Genomic DNA, 19,229 nt, shown 5'->3' with positions numbered 1-19,229 from the left:
CGCCTCAGCGTCTGCTCGCGTCTCGGTTCAGCTCTCCGGATAGCCGACGAGCCGCCTCAGCGCCTGCTCGCGCGCCTCCCTGGCCAGGTCCTCCTCGGACCGGGGCAGGCCGAGCGCCAGCGCCCGGTCCAGGTCCGCCAGCGCGCCGCGGAAGTCGCGGAGCGCGATCCGGACCTGGCCCCGGCCGTGGAGTGCCCGGGCAGCGTTGCGGTCCAGGTCGAGCGCGTCGTTGTAGGCGGCTTCCGCGTCCGCGGGCGAGCCGGCCCGCCAGAGCGCGTGGGCCAGGAGCGTGCGGGCCGGGACGTCTCCCGGCATCCTGGCCACCGCCTGCCGGCCCAGGTCCACCGCCTCGTCCGGGCTGCCCATCGACAGGCAGACCTCGGCGAGCGCCGTCAGGACCCGTACGGTGGCCAGGGCGTCCTGCTGGCTCTCGAACTGCGAGCGCGCCGCGGTCAGCGTCTCCCTGGCGGCCTCCAGGTCGCCCTCGACCCTGGCCACCTCCGCCTTGAACGCCAGCAGGTTGGCGAACTGCCGCTCGTCGCCCTGCTCCAAGGAGCGGCTGGCCGCCACGTCGGCGAAGCGGCGGGCCGAGATGAAGTTGCCCTCACCGAGCGCGGCCTCCGCGGCGGCGCGGAAGTCGGCGGGCGTGTGCTCCTGCGGCCGATCGCGGGCAGGCGTGACGTGGTGGGCGGTGCGGATGGCCTCGACCAGGCGTTCCTGGCCGAGCTGGTACCACAGGCTCCTGGCGCGCTGCTCCTCCGTGAGGATGTGCCTGGCCACCAGGGCGTCCACCACGGCGTTGGGCATGTCGGCGGTCTGCGTCAGGCCTCGGTAGGCGGTGCCGCGCGTGCCCCGCTCGGTGATGAAGGTCGTCTCGATCCAGGCGCGCAGCTCCGGCTCGGACACGCCGGTCTCCAGGCTCACGTCGCGGACCGCGCGGTCGAAGTAGGCGGCGAGGATGCCGGCGAGGTCGCCGAGCTGGGCGAGCAGCTCCGCGGTGATCGTGTCGTCGTAGTCGCCCAGGCCGGACCAGAGCGCCGCGCACGCGATCTGCAGCTCGAAGGGCGAGACCCGCTCGCTGACGATCTCGACGCTCTCGCCCAGCCGGTCGGTGTAGGTCGTCTTGCGCAGCCGCTCGACCAGCCGCTCCGCCACGCCGGGCGCGTAGCGGTGGCCGCTGTGCGAGGCCGGTCTCGTCACCGCGGCCACCGCGGACGCCTGCCCCAGGCCGTCGAGGCGCACATAGGCGAACGGCTGGGGGTTCAGCAGCCCTTCGTAGCCGCTCAGCGTGGCGAGCTGGTCGTCGCGCACCAGGAGCAGCAGGTTGAGCGGCAGGTCCCGCAGGGCCTGGGCCAGCTCGCCGATGAGGCGGTCGCGCTCGGGCAGCCGGGCGGGGAAGGCCGTGAACAGCTCTTCCATGTGGTCGATCGCGGCCAGCACCCGGTGCGGTGTGGCGCCGGCGAGGATGCTCTCCAGCGCCGAGCCGACCGTCTGCCCGGGGTCGGGGGTCTGGCGGGCGGGGGTCCAGCTGCTGATCAGGGTGAAGCGGTAGCCGCCCGGCCCGGACGCGTGCGCGAGGGGCCAGGTGGGCTGGTGGATCAGCCGTCCGACGGGCAGCGTCAGCGTGCGCGGCTCGTCGTCGAGCAGCGGGAGGACCCCGGCGTGCAGCAGGGACGTCTTGCCGACGGCGGCGGGGCCGTGGAGCACCACCACCCGCTCGGACAGCCAGGCGTCCCGCAGGTGGCGGGCCTCCTCCGACCTGCCGTGGAACAGGGCGGACTCGGTGCGGCGGAAGGGGCGCGGGCCGACGTACGGCTCGGGATTGCTGGTCATGGCGTCCCCCGGAGTCCGGCGGCAAGCTTGTCGTTGAGCGAGCGCGGGGTCTCCCACAGGATGCGGATGCTCTGGGCCTGGAAGTAGCGCGCGAGGTATTGGCGCTCCTCGGCGGAATGGTCGTCCGGGTTGAGCTGGATGCTCGTGTGCTCCCTGCGCATGGTGCCGGGCAGGCCGTGCAGCAGGGTCCGGAACATGACGTGGAACGTCCAGTCGCGCAGGCCGTAGCCGATGAACAGCAGCGCCTTCGTCCGCAGCGCGGTGCGGACCGGGAAGGGCAGCAGCGTCATCGGGTGTCCGCCGCGGAGGGCAGCGGACGACGCGTTGGTGTGCCTGCCGTCCTGGGCCAGCCTGACCAGGAAGTCGAGGTAGTCGTCCTCGATGAGCACGATCGAGTGCGGCTCCTTGTGGTGGCCGTGCAGATGGAACACGAGTGGCCGCTCCACGCACGGGGTGAAGGCTGGTTCACGAAAAGGACTCCCGGTCCAGTCGTCGGAAGACATCGCATACCACGGACACAAGTCCCAAATGGGCTGTTTCCGCGCCTGCTGCAGCGCCAGGAACATGAAGTCGTCGTAGTTCGTGGTGATGTACAGGGGGAGAGGGTAGCGGGCCAGCACGGCGTGCACCGGGAATTGATCCGTCCGGTCGGGCGGGGTCGCGTTGGCGAACTCGGCCCTCAAGAATTCGCGTTTCGTCCTGGTTGCGTCACGATAGACCATCGTGGTCGCGTATTGCATCACGCGTGCCAGGTTGTCGGAATCCGCGTACGGGTAGTTGATCTTGCCGGCCCATTTCGCGGCGAGCTGACCACCGAGCGGGAGCCGCTCCGCGCTGGCTCCCGCGCCGAGAAAGGGGATGCAGTCACCATTGTTGAGATCCCCGATCAGCAGATCCCAGGCGGCCTCGTTGTCGCGGTCGATGCCACCGGCGTGCACGCGTCACCGCCTTCCGGGTCATGGCGGCGAGGTGCGGAACCCTTCAGAGGGTCCATGAAAGGGCCGCCGCAGTCAATAGCCGAGAATGGCCGCATGGTGGCGCGGCGTCATCTCCGACATAGCTCAATATATGTTAGTAATCCCGGCAAAGAGCGCTTTAGGTGACGAAGTAAACCGCCATTAAGGGCAGTCCGCTTCAGGGGGAAATGCTCTTTCCGCTGGGTGCGGACGCGACCTGCGGCGGGCAGATATCGCATTAGGATCGGTGGCGAAAGCCGAATAGCGACCAGTGGCGGTGATCGTGATGGAGGACGTCGCGCGGCAGGAGCGCCGCCCCACCCTCTGGGGGCGGGAGATCCCGTTCCGCAACCGCTGTTTCACCGGTCGTGAGCGTGAGCTCGCCGAGCTCCACAGCCGGCTCGCGCAGCACTCGACCGCGCTGGTCGGCCAGCCGCCCCAGCCGGTCTACGGCATGGGCGGCATCGGCAAGACCGAGATCGCCGCCGAATACGCGCATCGCCACACGGAGGACTACGACCTCGTCTGGTGGATCAGGGCCGAGCAGGAGGAGACCATCGTCAACTCGCTGATCGGGCTGGGCCGCAAGATGTCCCTCGACGGCTTCCGCCCCGACGATCGCGACTACTCCGCCAGGCTGGTCCTGTCCGCCCTCGCCAATCGCGAGCTCTACGAGCGATGGCTGCTGATCTACGACAACGTCGAGAGCGCCAACGCGGTGCAGCACTACCTGCCCAGCGGCGGCGGCCACGTCATCATCACCACGCGCGACCGCCACTGGCGGCGGGCGATGGACCTCGACGGGATCGAGGTAGGGGAGTTCCTTCCCGACGAAACGGTCAAGTTCTTTCATAGGCGGGTGACCGCCCTGGCCGACCCGGGTAGGTCCGGCTCCGTGGAAGCCGAGGCCGACGCGACGGAGCTGGCCAATCAGCTCGGAAACCTCCCGCTGGCCGCCGAGCACGCCGCCGCGTATCTGAACGAGACCGGCACCAGCATCTCCGAATACCTGGAGTTGTTCCGCGACAACGCGCACGCGCTGCTGGCCAGCTCGGTCGACATCAAATACCCGCAGACCGTGGCCACGACGTGGAGCGTCTCGCGCAGCAAGATCTCGCCGGAGGCCGACGCGCTGTTCAAGCTGCTGGCCAGCCTCTCCGCCGAGCCGATCGCCGAGGAGCTGCTCGTGCAGCCCGCCGTGGCCTCCAAGCTGCCGCAGCCGCTCGACCGGGTGCTGAGCGGCGTGACCGAGTTCCGCAGGGCGGCCAGGGAGCTGGGCCGCTACTCCATGCTCAAGCTCGACGGCGTGCGCAACGTCGTGCAGCTGCACCGCGTCGTGCAGGCCGTGACCAGGGACCGCATGGTGCGCGAGGACCCGGAGGCCGCGGCCCGCTTCCAGGAGGCCGCCCACCTCCTGCTGGCCGCCTCCGATCCCGGGGCGGTCGACCGCGAGGACAGCGAGCAGATCTACCAGCGGTCCCTGCAGCACCTGGTGCCCTCGCGGGCGGTCGAGTCCGCCGACCGCCTGGTCCGCAAGCTGATCATCAACCAGGTCGAGCAGCTCTACCGCCGCGGCGGCCACCAGGAGAGCCTGCGGATCGGCCTGCCGACGCTGGAGCTGTGGCGGCAGCGGTTCGGCCAGGACGACAAGCAGACCCTGGCCCTGGCGGTCCAGGTCGGCAACGCGCTGCGCACCGCCGGCCAGTGGGAGGAGAGCCTGCGCCTGCACGCCGACACCCTCCAGCGGCTGCGCGACAACTTCGGCGAGCTGGACGCCGTCTACCTGAGCTGCGCCCGCGTGCACGACGTCGGGCTGCGGCTGCTCGGCCGCTACGCCGACGCGCTGGACAACGACCTGAGGCTGCTGCCGCTCTTCGAGCAGCAGCTGCGCCCCGACCACCCCGACACGCTACGGATCCGCAGCAACGTGGCGGTGAGCCTGCGCTGCCTGGGCCGCTTCCAGGAGGCCCTGCGCTACGACGACGAGACGCTGGCCGAGCGGCAGCGCATCTTCGGCCCGGTCGAGCACGCGACGCTGAGCTCGCAGTTCGGCCGTTCCCGCGACCTGCGCGGGCTGGGGCGCTACGAGGAGTCCCTCGACCTGATCCGGCGGATCAGCAACGCCATCGACCGCAAGAACCAGCCATGGAACCAGTTCCGGCTCCTGGTCGCCATCGACTTCAGCGTGGCACTCAACCGGGTCGGCCTCTACGAGGACGCCTTCGTCCAGGGTGTGAAGGCCTGGGAGCGGCACAAGTCGACCCTCGGCCAGGAGCACCGCCAGACGCTGCAGTCGGCCACCAACCTCATCAACGACTACCGGCTCACCGAAGACCTGGCCGGCGCCCAGCGGCTGGGCGAGGAGACGGTGCTGAGCCTGGAGAAGGTGGCCGGCCCCGACCACCCCAACACGCTGGCGGCCTACAACAACCTGGCCATCGTGCTGCGGGTCAGGAACAATCCGGGCGGCGCCCGCGGGCTGAGCGAGCGGGCGGCCGAGGGGATGAAGGCCCTCCTGGGCGACACCCACCCCAACACCCTCATCGCCATGCACAACCTGGCCAGCGACCTGGCCGCGCTGGGCGAGGTGGGGCAGGCCCGGCGGCTGGGCGAGACCGTGCTCGAGCGCAACGTCACGACGCGGGGCCCCGACCACCCCAACACCCTGGCCGCCATGGCCAACCTGTCCCTCGACCGCAACGCCGACGGAGACAAGGACGGCGCCCAGAGCCTGCGGGAGAAGATGCTCGACGGCTACCAGCGCTCGATCATGCCTGACCACCCGCACGCCCGGCTGGCCGCCCAGTACGGCCGGGTCAACCTGGGCATCGAGCCCATGAACGACTGACGGTCTAGAACGAAAACCCGGGATTGGCGCTCAGCCAGCGCGCACGGTGCCCGTCCCGGAGCTCGGCCGCCCGCCGCTCGGCCGAGGCGGGCACCGGCTCATGCAGCCACTCGCCGAGCCGGCCCAGCAGCCCGTTCACCAGCACCTCGCCCGGCCCGGTCAGGCTCCCCGAGCCGCTCGCGCGGGTCAGCGCCTCGAACGTGATGGCCCGGCGGTAGGCGAACTCCGCCTCCGCCCGCTCGACGGCCGGGCTCGCGTGGCGTTCGTCGGGCGGGCTCGCGTGGCGTTCGGCACGCCAGAACGCGGTGATCGCGAAGTTCGCGAAGCAGCCCTGCAGCAGCGCGCCGAGCGGTCGCGGGTCGGAGCGCCAGGGCGCGTACCAGCGGCGTCCGTCGTCGGGGCCGGTCAGCTCGACCATGTCCTCGACCGCGCCGAGCACCAGGTGCCACACCTCGTGGACCAGGCTCTCCGCGAACGCGACCGGGTCGGGCGGCGGCGAGAGCGCTATCGCCCCGTACGCCCAGCCGGACGTCGCGCTGGCGGGCCGCGCTCGATCCCGGCCCTCCAGCGGCACCAGCGTGGTGAAGACCGCCGCGATCGTCCCGGCGGCGTGGTGATGCCGTTCGCAGAGCACCTGCCAGGCGCGGCCGAGCTCGCGCTGCCACCACACCGGGTCCGCCTCGCCCCGCCGGCCGAAGCCCGCCAGGTACGGGTCGACCGCGTCGAGCCTGACCGCCAGCCCCAGCCCGTCCGCCTGCGCGTGCAGGGACGGGATCGGGACGAGACCGGACTCCGCGAACGTGCCGAGCCCCGGGACGAACACGCCGGGGCGCAGCGGCGGCCGCCGCCCGGCCCGCAGCGCCGCGCCGGCGCTGAAGGAGACGAGATAGCCGAGGTCCGGATCCTCGCCGTCGCGCAGCCGCCGCAGGCAGTCGACCGCCCAGCAGCCCACCTGGGGGAGCACCAGCAGCTCCGCCATGAGCCGCGGATCGCTCTCCTGCAGCTCGGCCAGCGCGCGGAACGCGGCATCGGCGTCCGTCCCGCGCACCTGCCGCCGCACGGCCTCCACGAGCAGCTGATTCCTGTGGAGCTGGATCTCCCGGAGCCGGGTCAGCAGCTCGGAGGTGAGGTCGTCGTCGACCAGGCGGTGGCAGATCTCGTACGTCTCAGCGGCCGAACACTCGTTCAGCCATCGCACGGGACGGCACCGTTGTTGGCATCCTCCTGCCACAGCCGATCCCACGGCCCCCTTCGCCCGAGGATCTTGCTCACCAGCCCGTCGAGGGTGGCGTCGTCGAGTTCGGTCAGTTGGAGCAGCGTCATGTCAGTCAGCTCCGCAAGCCCGGTGCCAACCGCGTGAGCCGGTTCCCCCATAGAGAGTCCCTCCTAGGCTGCTGCCGAGATCATACGACGGCGCTTTGCCCGAATGAAATGCCGGTGAATACGGCTCGGTTTTCGGCCGGTGCCAAACCCGGGTGACGACCTGCTTGTGGCCACCCACAACACACACCGTGTGACTTCGTTGGTTCTACAATTGCCGCAGGTCAGAGGCATGACGAACACTGGGCCGCATGAACCTTGGCCCTGTCGACTCCTCTCAGGTCCCGCGTTTCGCCGGGCTCGCCACCTTCGCCCGCCTGCCCAGGCTCGACCAGGTCGAGCGGGCCGACGTGGCGGTCGTGGGCGTGCCGTTCGACACCGGCGTGTCCTACCGGCCCGGCGCCAGGTTCGGCCCGGCCGCTGTCAGGGAGGCCTCCCGGCTGCTGCGGCCGTACCACCCGGCGCTGGACGTCTCGCCGTTCGAGCGGGTGCAGGTGGTCGACGCCGGTGACATCGCGGCCAACCCGTTCGACATCGGGGCGGCCATCGAGAGCATCGAGGGCGCGGCGGACTCGATCGACGCCAAGCTCGTCGCGATCGGCGGCGACCACACGATCGCGCTGCCGCTGCTGCGGTCCGTGGCCAGGAAGCACGGCCCGGTGGCGCTGCTGCACTTCGACGCCCACCTCGACACCTGGGACACCTATTTCGGCGCCGAGTACACGCACGGCACCCCGTTCCGGCGGGCGGTGGAGGAGGGCCTGCTGGACACCGAGGCCGTCAGCCACGTCGGGATCAGGGGCCCCCTGTACGGCAAGAAGGACCTCGAGGACGACCGGCGGCTCGGGTTCGGCATCCTGACGGCGGCCGACGTGCTGCGGCGCGGCCTCGACGAGGTGATCGACGTGCTGCGGCAGCGCATCGGCGACCGGCCCCTGTACGTGTCCGTCGACATCGACGTGCTGGACCCGGCCCACGCCCCGGGCACGGGGACCCCGGAGGCGGGCGGGCTCACCAGCCGGGAACTGCTGGAGATCCTGCGCGGCCTGGCGGGCCACAACCTGGTCGGGGCCGACGTCGTCGAGGTGGCCCCGGCGTACGACCATGCGGAGATCACCTCGGTCGCCGCCTCCCACGTGGCCTACGACCTCGTCAGTCTGCTGGCGTTGCAGGAGCAAGCATGAGCCTCACCGAGATCGAGACGTACGGGGTCGAGCGCATTCCCGACGCGGACCGCGACGCGCGCCCGATCGACCTGTTCCGGCTGGCGTTCGGAGGCGCGAACACCTTCGCCACCTGCGTGCTCGGCGCCTTCCCCATCCTGTTCGGCCTGTCGTTCTGGCAGGGGCTGGCCGCGACCGTGCTCGGGCTCGTGGTCGGCGCGCTGATCCTGGCGCCGCTGTCACTGTTCGGGCCCCTCAACGGCACCAACAACGCGGTCTCCTCCTCCGCCCACCTGGGCGTGCACGGCCGGGTCGTGGGCTCGTTCCTGTCGCTGCTGACCGCGATCGCGTTCTTCTCGATCTCGGTGTGGTCGTCGGGGGACGCGCTGGTCGGCGGCGCCCACCTGCTGGCCGGGCTGCCCGACACCGACCTGTCGTACGGCGTCGCGTACGCGCTTTTCGCCGTCCTCGTGCTGATCGTCTGCGTGTACGGCTTCCGCTTCATGCTGTTCGTCAACAAGATCGCGGTCGCGGCGGCGTCGCTGCTGTTCGTCCTGGGGGCGTTCGCCTTCGCCGGGGACTTCGACCCGTCCTATCCCGGTACGCTCCCGGCCGGCGACCCGCTGTTCTGGCCGTCGTTCATCGGCGCGGCGCTGATCGTGTTGTCGAACCCCGTGTCGTTCGGCGCCTTCCTGGGCGACTGGTCCAGGTACATCCCGGCCACGACGCCGAAGTCCCGGGTGATGGCCGCGGCCTTCCTGGCGCAGCTCGCCACCATCCTGCCGTTCCTGTTCGGCCTGATCACCGCCTCGATCATCGCGACCAAGGCCGCCGACTACATGGACCCGGCCGCCCCCAACTACGTCGGCGGGCTGCTGGCCGTCTCGCCCGGCTGGTACTTCGTACCGGTCTGCCTGATCGCCCTGATCGGCGGCATGTCCACCGGCACGACCTCCCTCTACGGCACCGGGCTCGACTTCTCCAGCGTCTTCACCCGTTTCTCCCGGGTGCAGGCGACGGTGTTCATCGGCACGCTGTCGATCGTGTTCATCTTCATCGGCCGCTTCGCCGCGAACCTCACCCAGAGCATCTCCACGTTCGCCACGCTGATCATCACGTGCACGGCGCCGTGGATGGTGATCATGATGCTCGGCTACGTGACCCGCAGAGGCTGGTACGACCCCGAGGCGCTCCAGGTCTTCAACCGGCGCCAGCGCGGCGGCCGCTACTGGTTCGCGCACGGCTGGAACTGGCGCGGGCTGTCCGCCTGGCTCGTCTCCGCGGGCCTCGCGCTGCTGTTCGTGAACCTGCCGGGCCAGTTCGTCGGCCCGCTGGGTAACCTGGCCGGGGGAGTGGACATCTCGCTGCCGGTGGGCCTGGCCGTCGCGGGCGTGCTCTATCTGGCGCTGCTGACGGCGTTCCCGGAGCCCCGCGAGGTGTACGGTCCCGAGGGCCCGCGCCTGGTGCGCACGGCCGACACGCCGATCCTGCCCATCGTGGAGACGGTGGGCTAGCGAGTGCCCCAGGAGTAGGTCTGCTTACGCAGCTTGAGATAGACGAACGACTCCGTGGCCCGCACGGCGGGGATGGCGCGGATCTTGCTGAGGATCTCCAGCAGGTGACCGTCTCCCTCGCAGACCACCTCGACGATCACGTCGAAGGAGCCTGCCGTGAGGACCACGTAGTCGATCTCGTCGATGGCCGCGAGCTCGTCGGCCACGGCCTCCAGGTCGCCCTCGCAGTTGATGCCGATCATGGCCTGCCGCGGGAATCCGAGCGTCAGCGGGTCCGTGACCGCGACGATCTGCATGACGCCCGCGTCCTGCAGCCGCTGGACGCGCTGACGCACGGCGGCCTCCGACAGGCCCACCGCTTTCCCGATCGCCGCGTACGGCATGCGCCCGTCGGACTGGAGCTGCTCGATGATCTGCTTGGACAGATCGTCGAGCACCACCGGCCCGGCATTGGCGTTGTTGCGGCGTACGCGGGGCGGCGTCGTCATCGACGGAATCCTCCTACTGGTCCGGCGTTACGGGTGCGTTCCCGCTGAGTTGCCGTCCTGGTGCGACATGTTGTCAGTTCCTGGCGGCCTGTCAAGCGAATTCGTAGCAATTTGGTATCTTCACCACGAAATCCCTTGTCGAGATGCACCTGCTCTGTAAGAGTCGCGGCATCTCAGCCACCCACTTGGAGGGCGCATGATCCGTCTACAGAACTTCATCAATGGTGAGTTCGTGGACGCCAAGAGCGGCAAGTTCTCCGACATCATCGACCCGTGCACAGGCGAGGCCTACCTGCAGGCCCCTGTCTCCGGCCCGGAGGACGTCGATGCCGCCTTCGCCGCCGCTGCCGCCGCGTTCGAGTCGTGGGGCAGGAGCACGCCGGCTGAGCGGGCCAACCTCCTGCTCAAGGTCGCCGACGCGATCGACGCGCGGGCCGACGAGATCAACGAGGCGGAGTGCCTCAACACCGGCAAGCCGCGGGCCCGGATGGCCGAGGACGAGACCCCGGTGGCCGCCGACCACTTCCGCTTCTTCGCGGGCGCGGCGCGCACCCTGGAGGGCCCCACGGCCGGCGAGTTCCTCGCCGAGCACACCAGCGTCATCCGGCACGAGCCGATCGGCGTGATCGGCCAGGTCACGCCGTGGAACTACCCGATGATGATGGCGGTCTGGAAGATCGCCCCGGCCCTGGCGGCCGGTAACACGGTCGTGCTCAAGCCGTCCGACACCACCCCGGCCTCCACGCTCAAGCTGGCCGAGATCCTCGGCTCGGTGCTGCCCGCGGGCGTCTTCAACGTCGTCACCGGCGACCGCGAGACCGGCGCCCTCGTGGTGAGCCACCCCACCGCCTCCATGGTCGCCATCACCGGCTCGGTCGGCGCGGGCATGTCGGTGGCCAAGAGCGCCGCCGAAGACCTCAAGCGCGTGCACCTGGAGCTCGGCGGCAAGGCCCCGGTCGTGGTGTTCGAGGACGTCAAGGACCTGCGCAAGGCCGCCTCCGACATCGCCACCGCCGGCCTCTACAACGCCGGCCAGGACTGCACCGCCGCCTGCCGGGTGCTCGTGCACGAGAGCGTGCACGACGAGTTCGTGGCCGCGCTCGCCGAGGCCGCCGCCGCCACCGTGACCGGCGACCTGGGCAACGAGGACGCGCTCTACGGGCCGCTCAACAACGAGAACCAGCTCTCCAGGGTCCAGGGCTTCATCGACCGGGCCCCGGCGCACGCCAAGGTCCTCACCGGCGGCCACCGGGTCGGCGAGAAGGGCTACTTCTTCGCGCCGACGATCGTCGACGGTCTCAAGCAGGACGACGAGATGGTGCAGAACGAGGTCTTCGGCCCCGTGATCACCGTCCAGACGTTCGCCGACGAGGCCGACGCGCTGGCCAAGGCCAACGACGTGAAGTACGGCCTGAGCGGTTCGGTCTGGACCTCCGACCACGGCCGGGCCATGCGGATGTCCAACCGGCTCGACTTCGGCGTGGTCTGGGTCAACACGCACATCCCGTTCGTCTCGGAGATGCCGCACGGCGGCTTCAAGCACTCCGGGTACGGCAAGGACCTGTCGGTGTTCGGCCTGCACGACTACACCCGGGTCAAGCACGTCATGCACTACATCGGCGAATAGGACAGCGGCTGGGATGACTGAGCTGAATGCGATAGAGCTTGAGGACGTCGTCAAGGAGTACCTCTCGCATGGCGAGGTCGTCCAGGCGGTCAAAGGCATCACCCTGGGCATCGCCGAGGGGGAGTTCTTCTCCCTCCTCGGCCCGTCCGGGTGCGGCAAGACCACGACCATGAGAATGATCGCGGGGTTCGAACCGCCCTCGAAGGGGCTGGTGCGGCTGCACGGCAAGGACGTCACGGACGTCCCGCCCAACAAACGCGACATCAACATGGTCTTCCAGTCCTACGCCCTCTTCCCGCACATGAGCGTCTGGGACAACGTGGCCTTCGGGCTGAAGCAGCGCAAGACGCCGCAGGAGGAGATCAAGCGGCGGGTCGGCGAGATGCTGGAGATCGTCGACCTCACCGGCAGGGAGAAGCGCCGCCCGCGCGAGATGTCCGGCGGCCAGCAGCAGCGCGTGGCGCTGGCCCGCGCGCTGGTCAACCGGCCGCGGGCACTCCTGCTCGACGAACCGCTCGGCGCCCTCGACCTCAAGCTGCGCCAGGCCATGCAGATCGAGCTCAAGCGCATCCAGCGCGAGGTTGGCATCACGTTCGTGTACGTGACCCACGACCAGAACGAGGCGCTGACCATGAGCGACCGGATCGCCGTCATGAACGACGGCCTGGTCGAGCAGCTCGCCGGGCCGCGGGAGATCTACGAGCGGCCCGCGACCGCGTTCGTGGCCGGCTTCATCGGCACCTCCAACCTGCTCACGGGCACCGCGAGCGGCGGCGAGCTGAAGATCGGCGGCGGCCGGGTGCTGGTGCCCGGGCACGACGGCGACGTGACGGTGACCGTGCGGCCCGAGAAGATCACCATCGACACGGTGGAGCCCGGCCAGGGCCTGAGCGCCGTGCGCGGCACCGTCGCCGAGGTGGTCTACCTGGGGACCTACAACAGCTACACGGTGACTCTCGCCGACGGGGCCGAGGTCACCGTGTTCCAGCAGAACGCGCTTGACGCTTCGGCCACCGCGGAGCGGGGGGACTCCGTGTGGCTGTCGTGGCAGGCGCAGCACTCATATGTGATTGGAAGTCGATAGCAGCTCATGAACCACCCCATGCTCCGTTCCCGTCGCGATTTCTTCCGGGTCGCCGGGTTCTCCGCCGCAGGGCTCGCGCTGGCCGCGTGCGGCGTTCAAGGACAGAAGGCCGCTCCGCCGAAGGCCGACGCGGTCAAGGATTTCTGGGCCAAGCAGACCAAGCACGGCAAGGTCGTCTTCGCCAACTGGCCCGAGTACATGCCCGAGGACAAGGCCCCGCTGGAGAAGTTCAAGCAGGCCACCGGCATCTCGTACGAGTACAAAGAGGTCATCCAGGAGAACGCCGAGTTCTTCGGCAAGGCCGACCCCGTGCTGCGCGCGGGGCAGTCGCTCGGCTACGACATCGTCGTCATGACCAACGGCGTCCAGCTCCAGCACATGATCGAGCTGGGCTACGTGACGCCGCTCGACCACTCCCAGCTCCCGAACTTCGAGGCCAACGCCGGCCAGAAGTACAAGGAGCGGGCCTACGACCCCGGCAACAAGTACACGGTGCCGTACACGTCGGGGGTGACCGGGATCGCGTACAACACCAAGTACGTGAACGAGGACATCACCAGCATCGAGTCGCTGTTCGACCCCAAGTACAAGGGCCGGGTCGGCATGATGGCCGACGCCCAGGAGATCGCGAACTTCGGCATGTTCGCGCTGGGCATCGCGCCGGAGAAGTCGACCGAGGCCGACTGGAAGAAGGCCGGGGAGAAGCTCAAGGCGCAGCGCGACGCCGGAATTGTCCGGAAATATTACGATCAAAGCTACATTGACGCTGTGTCCAAGGGCGACGTCTGGCTCAGCATGGCCTGGTCGGGCGACGTCTTCCAGCGCCAGCTCGCCGGCGAGCCCGTCAAGTTCGTGGTGCCCGAGGAGGGCGGCACGATCTGGACCGACAACATGCTCATCCCCAAGAACGCGGCCAACCCGGTGGACGCGCTCATGCTCATGGACTACCTCTACCAGCCGGCCGTGGCCGCCGAGCTGGACGAGTTCATCCAGTACGTCACGCCGGTCCCGGCCGTGCAGGACCTGCTGAGGGAGAAGGCCAAGGCGGCCAAGGGCAAGGACAAGAAGTCCCTCGAAGAGATGATCGGCAGCCCGCTCATGTTCCCCACCGAGGCCGACTACGCCAAGCTGCACAACTACACCCCGCTGACCACCCAGCAGGAGCAGGTCTTCAACCCGATCTTCCAGTCCATCACCCAGGCGTAGCGCATGAGGCGGCTCACCCCCTACCTGCTGGCGCTGCCGAGCTGGATGTGGCTGGCGATCTTCCTGGTCGTCCCCATGGCCGCGATGGCCTCGGTCTCCCTGCAGACCGGCAACGCCATCGACGGCTTCGCCATGACGTTCAGCTTCTCCAACTACAGCGACGCGCTCGGCCGGTACAGCACCCAGCTGGTGCGCTCGCTGCTCTACGGCGGCCTGGCCACCGTGGCCATGCTGGTGATCGGGTACCCGGTGGCGTACTGGATCGCGTTCAAGGGCGGCACGCGCAAGTCCGTGTACCTGTTCCTGCTGCTGCTGCCGTTCTTCGTGTCGTTCGTGCTGCGGACGATCTCGTGGAACTTCCTGCTGTCGGACAACGGCATCCTGTTCGGCACGCTGAAGGGCTGGGGGCTGCTGCCCGAGGACTTCCACGTGCTGGCCACGACGGTCGCGGTGGTGGGCGGGCTGACGTACAACTTCCTGCCGTTCATGATCCTGCCGATCTACGTGTCGTTGGAGCGGGTGGACCCGCGGGTGATCGAGGCGGCCCAGGACCTGTACGCCACGCGGACCGCGGCCTTCCGGCGGGTGGTGCTGCCGCTGTCGCTGCCGGGGGTGTTCGCGGGGGTGCTGATGACCTTCGTGCCCGCCACGGCCGACCCGATCAACGCGCAGATCCTCGGCGGCACGGCCAACACGATGATCGGCAACATCATCCAGACCGAGTACCTGACGAACCTCAACTACCCGACCGCCTCGGCCCTGTCGTTCACGCTGATGGCGGTGCTGCTGGTGGGCATCTTCATCTACGCCAGGGCGCTCGGGACGGAGAACGTGCTCGAGGCGGCGGCCCGATGAGAGGGATCAGGCTCGGCGACCGGCTTCTTCACATCTACACCTGGATCATCATCCTCTGGCTGTCCTCGCCGATCGCCGTGATGATCCTCTTCGGCTTCAACGACAAGAAGAGCAAGTCGAACACCTCCTGGCAGGGCTTCACGCTCCGCTGGTACGCCGAGCTGTTCGACATCTCCGACCTGACCGTGGCGCTGCGCAACTCGCTGGTGATCGCCGCGGTCAGCACGATCATCACGGTCGTGATCGGCACCATGCTGGGGCTGGCGATCGGACGGCACCGCTTCCGCGGCAAGGGGGTCACGAACTTCCTGGTCTTCGCCGCCATCTCCACACCCGAGCTGGTCATGGGCGCGTCGCTGCTGTCGCTGTTCGTCTCGGGGAACGTGCCGCGCGACGCGAACACGATCATCGTCTCCCACGTGCTGTTCTCGCTGTCCTTCGTGGTGGTGACGGTGCGCGCGCGGATCGTCACGCTGGACCCGTCGCTGGAGGAAGCGGCCAGGGATCTGGGGGCGACGGCATGGGGGACGTTCAGGCAGGTCACGCTGCCGTCGATCATGCCGGGCGTGATGGCGGGCGCGATGTTGTCGTTCGCTCTGTCCATCGACGACTACGTGGTCACCAGCTTCGTCAACGGCTCGACCGTCACCTTCCCCCTGTGGATCGTCGGTGCGGTCAAGACCGGGATCCCACCGCAGGTCAACGTCATGGGTACGCTGATCTTCGGCATCGGGGTGCTGATCGCGATCGGAAACGCGGTGGCGGCACGGCGCCGTACCTAAATATCCTCCACGAACTTCGTAGGGAAGTGGGATTTGTGGATCCGCTGAAGGCGCTTGCTGACGCGGAGCGCAAGCCGTACTGGCTGGACAGCCCGGCCAGACCCGAGCCGCGACCGCGGCTCGACCAGACAACGAGCGCCGACCTGGTCGTCGTCGGCGGAGGCTTCTCAGGGCTGTGGACGGCCCTGATGGCCAAGGAACGCGATCCGTCCCTGGACGTGGTCCTGCTCGAAGGACGCAGGATCGGCTGGGCCGCCACCGGCCGCAACGGCGGGTTCTGCATGGCGACCCTCACCCACGGCCTGGCCAACGGCCTGGAACGGTGGCCGGACGAGATCGGGCGCCTGGAGCGCATGGGCGTGGCCAACCTCGACGAGATCGAGCGGACCCTGGAGCGCTACGGCGTCGACTGCTCCTTCGAGCGCACCGGGGAGCTGCACGTGGCCACCGAGCCGTGGCAGCTCGACGGGCTGCGGGAGCACCTGGAGCTGATCTCCGAGCTGGGGCTCGACTACGTGCCGCTCGACCAGGATCAGGTGCGCGCCGAGGTGAACTCGCCGACCTACCTGGGCGGGCTCTGGGAGCGCAGCGGGTGCGCCATGCTCGACCCGGCGCGGCTGGCATGGGGGCTGCGGGAGGCGTGCCTGCGGCTGGGGGTGCGCGTCCACGAACGCACCCCGGTCCGCTCGCTGCGCGACGACGGCACGACGATCACGCTGCGCACGCCGTACGGCGCGGTCACGGCGCGGCAGGTGGCGCTGGGGACCGGAGTGTTCCCGCCGCTGCTGCGGCGGCTCAAGCACTTCGTGGTCCCCGTGTACGACTACGCGCTGATGACCGAGCCCCTGACGGACGACCAGCTCGCCGAGGTGGGCTGGCGCAACCGGCAGGGCGTGGGCGATTCGGGCAACCAGTTCCACTACTACCGGCTGACCGACGACAACCGGATCCTGTGGGGCGGCTACGACGCCGTCTACTACAACGGGGGTCTGGTCAAACCCGAGTACGAGCAGCGCGACGAGACGTTCGTCAAGCTCGCCGAGCACTTCTACGACACGTTCCCCCAGCTCGACGGGGTACGGTTCACCCACCGGTGGGGCGGGGTGATCGACACCTGCAGCCGGTTCAGCGCCTTCTACGGCCAGGCGCACGGCGGGCGGCTGGCCTACGCCACCGGCTACACCGGGATGGGCGTGGGCGCCACCCGCTTCGGCGCGAACGTCATGCTCGACCTGCTGTCGGGCGAGTCCACCGAGCGGACCGAGCTGCGGATGGTCAAGGAGAAGCCGATGCCGTTCCCGCCGGAGCCGGTGCGGTCCGGGGTCATCCAGTTCACCCGGTGGTCGATCGCGCAGGCCGACCAGCACCAGGGCAAGCGCAACCTGTGGCTGCGCGCGCTCGACCGGATGGGGCTGGGGTTCGACTCGTGATCCTGACCACGCGAATCGAGTTTGTGGTCGACGGCCTCACGCTCGCCGGGGACCTGCGGGTCCCCGGCGGCGCGGGGCCGCGGCCCGCTCTGGTGTTCACGGGGCCGTTCACCGGGGTGCGCTCCCAGGTCACAGGCTTGTACGCGGAGCGGCTGGCCGAACGGGGGTACGTGACGCTGTCCTTCGACCACCGGAACTGGGGGGAGTCCGAAGGGCTTCCCCGCCTGGACGAGGATCCGCAGGGCAAGCTGCGAGACCTGCGGGGGGCGGTGTCGTTCCTGCGGTCGCGGGCCGAGGTGGACCGGGATCGGATCGGGGCGGTGGGGGTGTGTCTGGGGGGTGGCTACGCGCTCAAGTTCGCCGCCTTCGACCCCCGAGTCCGGATATTTGTCGGTATCGCGGGCGCGTACAACAACCCGTACAGCATGCGCTCCGGCATGGACTACCAGGCGGCGCTGGCGGGCTTCACGGACGTCCTCGAACGCCAGGACCAGGGCGGCGCCGTGGAGTACATGCCGGTCGTCTCCTCCTCGCCCCCGGAGGAGGGGGAGGCCGCCATGCCGGGCGACGAGCCGTACGCGTACTACGGCACCTCACGGGGCGCCTCGCCGCACTGGTCCAACTCGGTGACCAGGGCGAGCGTGCGGGAGCTGGTCACGATGGACAACATGATGGGAGCCGACTTCCTGTCGCCCAAGCCGGCGCTGATCGTGCACGGGGTCGTCGACCGGTTCTGCTCTCCGGAGGGGGCCGAGGAGGCGTTCCGGCGCCTCGACCAGCCGAAACAGCTCGTCTGGGTGGACGCCAAGCAGCACATCGACCTGTACGACCGCGAACCGTACGTCACGGAGGCCGTGGACGCCACCGCCGCCTTCCTCACTGACCACCTCTGACCACCACCCGGCACCCGGATCGGCAAGATCATGTGAAGACTTGACCAGCGACCCACCGAGCACAATGGCCTGATCCGCACCGCATGGCATCCTCGCTTGCGACCCCCGACGATCCTTCGGAGGTGGACGCGTGCGTACGAGGTGGATGCTTGCCTGGCCGATGCTGCTCCTGACCGCGGGATGCGGCGCCGACCAGGCGGCCGTCATCCCCGCGGCGGCCAAGCCCCCGCCGAAGGTGGCCCGCTGCATGCTGAGGATCGCGGCCCCGCGCGCCGGGGTCGCGGCCCGCATCCAGCTCGTACGCGACATTTCCGCCTATATCGGCACGCGTCCGGGCCGCATCGTCTACGGCGCCCTGGACCTGGTCACCGGGATCCACTTCGGGCAGGGAGAGCACGAGAACGACATCATCACCGCCAGCGGCGCCAAGGTGGACATCCTGACCGCCCTCCTGCACCAGCGCACCCGTGACCTGGACGAGGAGGAACGCGACCTCGCCGTCCTCATGATCACGGAGAGCGACAACCTCGCCGCGGACGCCCTGTGGTCCCGCGTCGGCGCCTCCTCCGCGATGAGCGCCTTCTACCAGAACGTGGGCCTGACGGAGACCACACCGGGACCCGCCATTTTCTGGGGCGGCACCCTCACCAGCCCCGCCGACCGTATCCGCCTCCTGAAACTCCTGGTCAGAGGCAGGAAGGGCCGAGAGGGCGACCTGACCGCGGCCGACCGCCGGCTGGTGCTCGGCCTGATGTCCCGCGTCCAGAAGGACCAGTCATGGGGCGTCAGCGCCGCCGCCCGCCCGGGAGACCGGGTGGCCCTGAAGAACGGCTGGACGCCACGCCCGTTCATCTCCGGCACGTGGGCCATGACGAGCTACGGCCGCATCTCGGGCCCGGGCCGCGACCTGCTGCTGTCGGTCCAGACCGACCACCAGCCGGGCCCGGACGCGGGCACCCAGACCATCGAGGGCGTGGCCCGCCTCATCCGCAACCGCCTCGACTCCCTCGCCCCGACCATCACCCGCCCCTGCATCGGCAACCCCATCGCCTGATCATCCGCGCCTACCGCCGTCACCCTCACCGGGCAAAAGGTCTTCTCGGGGAGGCGCTTCGCGCCGAGGGGCTCAGGCGCTTCTTATCCGGGCGCCTGGCGGCGCACCCCCCCCGCGCCTTCGGCGCCATCGCCCACCCGTGCCCCGGTTACCGGTCTGGCCTGCTGGAGCCCACC

16 protein-coding genes are annotated in these 19,229 nt (G+C 69.4%); 11 read left to right on the top strand and 5 right to left on the bottom strand.

Annotated features, from left to right (window positions below; translation table 11 throughout):
• Positions 1 to 27: 27 nt before the first annotated feature.
• Complete coding sequence (locus ACWEPL_RS05455; RefSeq protein ID WP_452435302.1) at positions 28 to 1,833, bottom strand: tetratricopeptide repeat protein; 1,806 nt, start codon at positions 1,831 to 1,833, stop codon at positions 28 to 30.
• Positions 1,830 to 2,771, bottom strand: a complete 942-nt coding sequence (locus ACWEPL_RS05450) for an SIR2 family NAD-dependent protein deacylase (RefSeq protein ID WP_350738981.1) — start codon at positions 2,769 to 2,771, stop codon at positions 1,830 to 1,832. The genes ACWEPL_RS05455 and ACWEPL_RS05450 overlap by 4 nt, the downstream gene beginning before the upstream one ends.
• A gap of 304 nt (positions 2,772 to 3,075) precedes the next feature.
• Between ACWEPL_RS05450 and fxsT the strand changes: the two genes are divergently transcribed.
• Entirely contained in the window at positions 3,076 to 5,637 is a 2,562-nt protein-coding gene (gene fxsT / locus ACWEPL_RS05445) for an FxSxx-COOH system tetratricopeptide repeat protein (RefSeq protein ID WP_452435301.1), read from the top strand.
• Between the two features lie 4 nt (positions 5,638 to 5,641).
• Here fxsT and ACWEPL_RS05440 read toward each other — a convergent pair whose 3' ends face one another.
• Positions 5,642 to 6,835: an aKG-HExxH-type peptide beta-hydroxylase gene (locus tag ACWEPL_RS05440; RefSeq protein ID WP_452435300.1), complete on the bottom strand. Its 1,194-nt coding sequence runs from the start codon at positions 6,833 to 6,835 to the stop codon at positions 5,642 to 5,644.
• A complete protein-coding gene (locus ACWEPL_RS05435) occupies positions 6,823 to 6,960 on the bottom strand; it encodes a hypothetical protein (RefSeq protein ID WP_350738974.1) in 138 nt (45 codons plus the stop codon). Before ACWEPL_RS05435 ends, ACWEPL_RS05440 begins: the two co-directional genes overlap by 13 nt.
• A 248-nt stretch (positions 6,961 to 7,208) precedes the next feature.
• Here ACWEPL_RS05435 and speB point away from each other — a divergent pair, with 248 nt between their 5' ends.
• A complete protein-coding gene (speB, locus tag ACWEPL_RS05430) occupies positions 7,209 to 8,141 on the top strand; it encodes an agmatinase (protein ID WP_363963000.1) in 933 nt (310 codons plus the stop codon).
• Positions 8,138 to 9,634: a purine-cytosine permease family protein gene (locus tag ACWEPL_RS05425; RefSeq protein WP_363963001.1), complete on the top strand. Its 1,497-nt coding sequence runs from the start codon at positions 8,138 to 8,140 to the stop codon at positions 9,632 to 9,634. Before speB ends, ACWEPL_RS05425 begins: the two co-directional genes overlap by 4 nt.
• Here ACWEPL_RS05425 and ACWEPL_RS05420 read toward each other — a convergent pair.
• On the bottom strand, positions 9,631 to 10,122 hold the full coding sequence (locus tag ACWEPL_RS05420) for an Lrp/AsnC family transcriptional regulator (protein ID WP_350738965.1): 492 nt from the start codon (positions 10,120 to 10,122) through the stop codon (positions 9,631 to 9,633). The two genes, ACWEPL_RS05425 and ACWEPL_RS05420, sit on opposite strands and share 4 nt — an antisense overlap.
• A gap of 196 nt (positions 10,123 to 10,318) precedes the next feature.
• Between ACWEPL_RS05420 and ACWEPL_RS05415 the strand changes: the two genes are divergently transcribed.
• The 8 genes from ACWEPL_RS05415 (at position 10,319) to ACWEPL_RS05380 (ending at position 19,053) form a co-directional block, all read left to right on the top strand.
• Entirely contained in the window at positions 10,319 to 11,749 is a 1,431-nt protein-coding gene (locus ACWEPL_RS05415) for a gamma-aminobutyraldehyde dehydrogenase (protein WP_452435299.1), read from the top strand.
• Positions 11,750 to 11,762: 13 nt separating this feature from the next.
• On the top strand, positions 11,763 to 12,833 hold the full coding sequence (locus tag ACWEPL_RS05410) for an ABC transporter ATP-binding protein (protein WP_363963005.1): 1,071 nt from the start codon (positions 11,763 to 11,765) through the stop codon (positions 12,831 to 12,833).
• Between the two features lie 18 nt (positions 12,834 to 12,851).
• Positions 12,852 to 14,039, top strand: coding sequence for an ABC transporter substrate-binding protein (locus tag ACWEPL_RS05405; protein ID WP_363963007.1), 1,188 nt, complete (start codon positions 12,852 to 12,854; stop codon positions 14,037 to 14,039).
• A 3-nt stretch (positions 14,040 to 14,042) separates the two neighbouring features.
• The gene (locus tag ACWEPL_RS05400; RefSeq protein ID WP_355209999.1) at positions 14,043 to 14,894 is read left to right on the top strand and encodes an ABC transporter permease; all 852 of its coding nucleotides are present in this window, start codon (positions 14,043 to 14,045) and stop codon (positions 14,892 to 14,894) included.
• Positions 14,891 to 15,676: an ABC transporter permease gene (locus ACWEPL_RS05395; RefSeq protein ID WP_350738949.1), complete on the top strand. Its 786-nt coding sequence runs from the start codon at positions 14,891 to 14,893 to the stop codon at positions 15,674 to 15,676. Before ACWEPL_RS05400 ends, ACWEPL_RS05395 begins: the two co-directional genes overlap by 4 nt.
• A gap of 35 nt (positions 15,677 to 15,711) precedes the next feature.
• Positions 15,712 to 17,106, top strand: a complete 1,395-nt coding sequence (locus ACWEPL_RS05390; protein WP_452435298.1) for an NAD(P)/FAD-dependent oxidoreductase — start codon at positions 15,712 to 15,714, stop codon at positions 17,104 to 17,106.
• Positions 17,103 to 17,999, top strand: a complete 897-nt coding sequence (locus ACWEPL_RS05385) for an alpha/beta hydrolase (RefSeq protein ID WP_452435297.1) — start codon at positions 17,103 to 17,105, stop codon at positions 17,997 to 17,999. The genes ACWEPL_RS05390 and ACWEPL_RS05385 overlap by 4 nt, the downstream gene beginning before the upstream one ends.
• A gap of 130 nt (positions 18,000 to 18,129) precedes the next feature.
• On the top strand, positions 18,130 to 19,053 hold the full coding sequence (locus ACWEPL_RS05380; protein WP_452435296.1) for a serine hydrolase: 924 nt from the start codon (positions 18,130 to 18,132) through the stop codon (positions 19,051 to 19,053).
• The last annotated feature ends 176 nt before the right edge of the window (positions 19,054 to 19,229 follow it).

It is taken from the genome of Nonomuraea sp. NPDC004186, from assembly GCF_053603495.1.
This window is presented reverse-complemented; position numbering and strand designations above follow the sequence as displayed.

What these genes read in the sequence shown, in the direction of transcription:
- ACWEPL_RS05435 (WP_350738974.1), bottom strand. Translation starts at nt 6,960, where the DNA reads ATGACGCTGCTCCAACTGACCGAACTCGACGACGCCACCCTCGACGGG.
- ACWEPL_RS05420 (WP_350738965.1), bottom strand. Translation starts at nt 10,122, where the DNA reads ATGACGACGCCGCCCCGCGTACGCCGCAACAACGCCAATGCCGGGCCG.
- ACWEPL_RS05400 (WP_355209999.1), top strand. Translation starts at nt 14,043, where the DNA reads ATGAGGCGGCTCACCCCCTACCTGCTGGCGCTGCCGAGCTGGATGTGG.
- ACWEPL_RS05415 (WP_452435299.1), top strand. Translation starts at nt 10,319, where the DNA reads ATGATCCGTCTACAGAACTTCATCAATGGTGAGTTCGTGGACGCCAAG.
- fxsT (WP_452435301.1), top strand. Translation starts at nt 3,076, where the DNA reads ATGGAGGACGTCGCGCGGCAGGAGCGCCGCCCCACCCTCTGGGGGCGG.
- ACWEPL_RS05405 (WP_363963007.1), top strand. Translation starts at nt 12,852, where the DNA reads ATGCTCCGTTCCCGTCGCGATTTCTTCCGGGTCGCCGGGTTCTCCGCC.
- ACWEPL_RS05425 (WP_363963001.1), top strand. Translation starts at nt 8,138, where the DNA reads ATGAGCCTCACCGAGATCGAGACGTACGGGGTCGAGCGCATTCCCGAC.
- ACWEPL_RS05395 (WP_350738949.1), top strand. Translation starts at nt 14,891, where the DNA reads ATGAGAGGGATCAGGCTCGGCGACCGGCTTCTTCACATCTACACCTGG.
- ACWEPL_RS05455 (WP_452435302.1), bottom strand. Translation starts at nt 1,833, where the DNA reads ATGACCAGCAATCCCGAGCCGTACGTCGGCCCGCGCCCCTTCCGCCGC.
- ACWEPL_RS05410 (WP_363963005.1), top strand. Translation starts at nt 11,763, where the DNA reads ATGACTGAGCTGAATGCGATAGAGCTTGAGGACGTCGTCAAGGAGTAC.
- speB (WP_363963000.1), top strand. Translation starts at nt 7,209, where the DNA reads ATGAACCTTGGCCCTGTCGACTCCTCTCAGGTCCCGCGTTTCGCCGGG.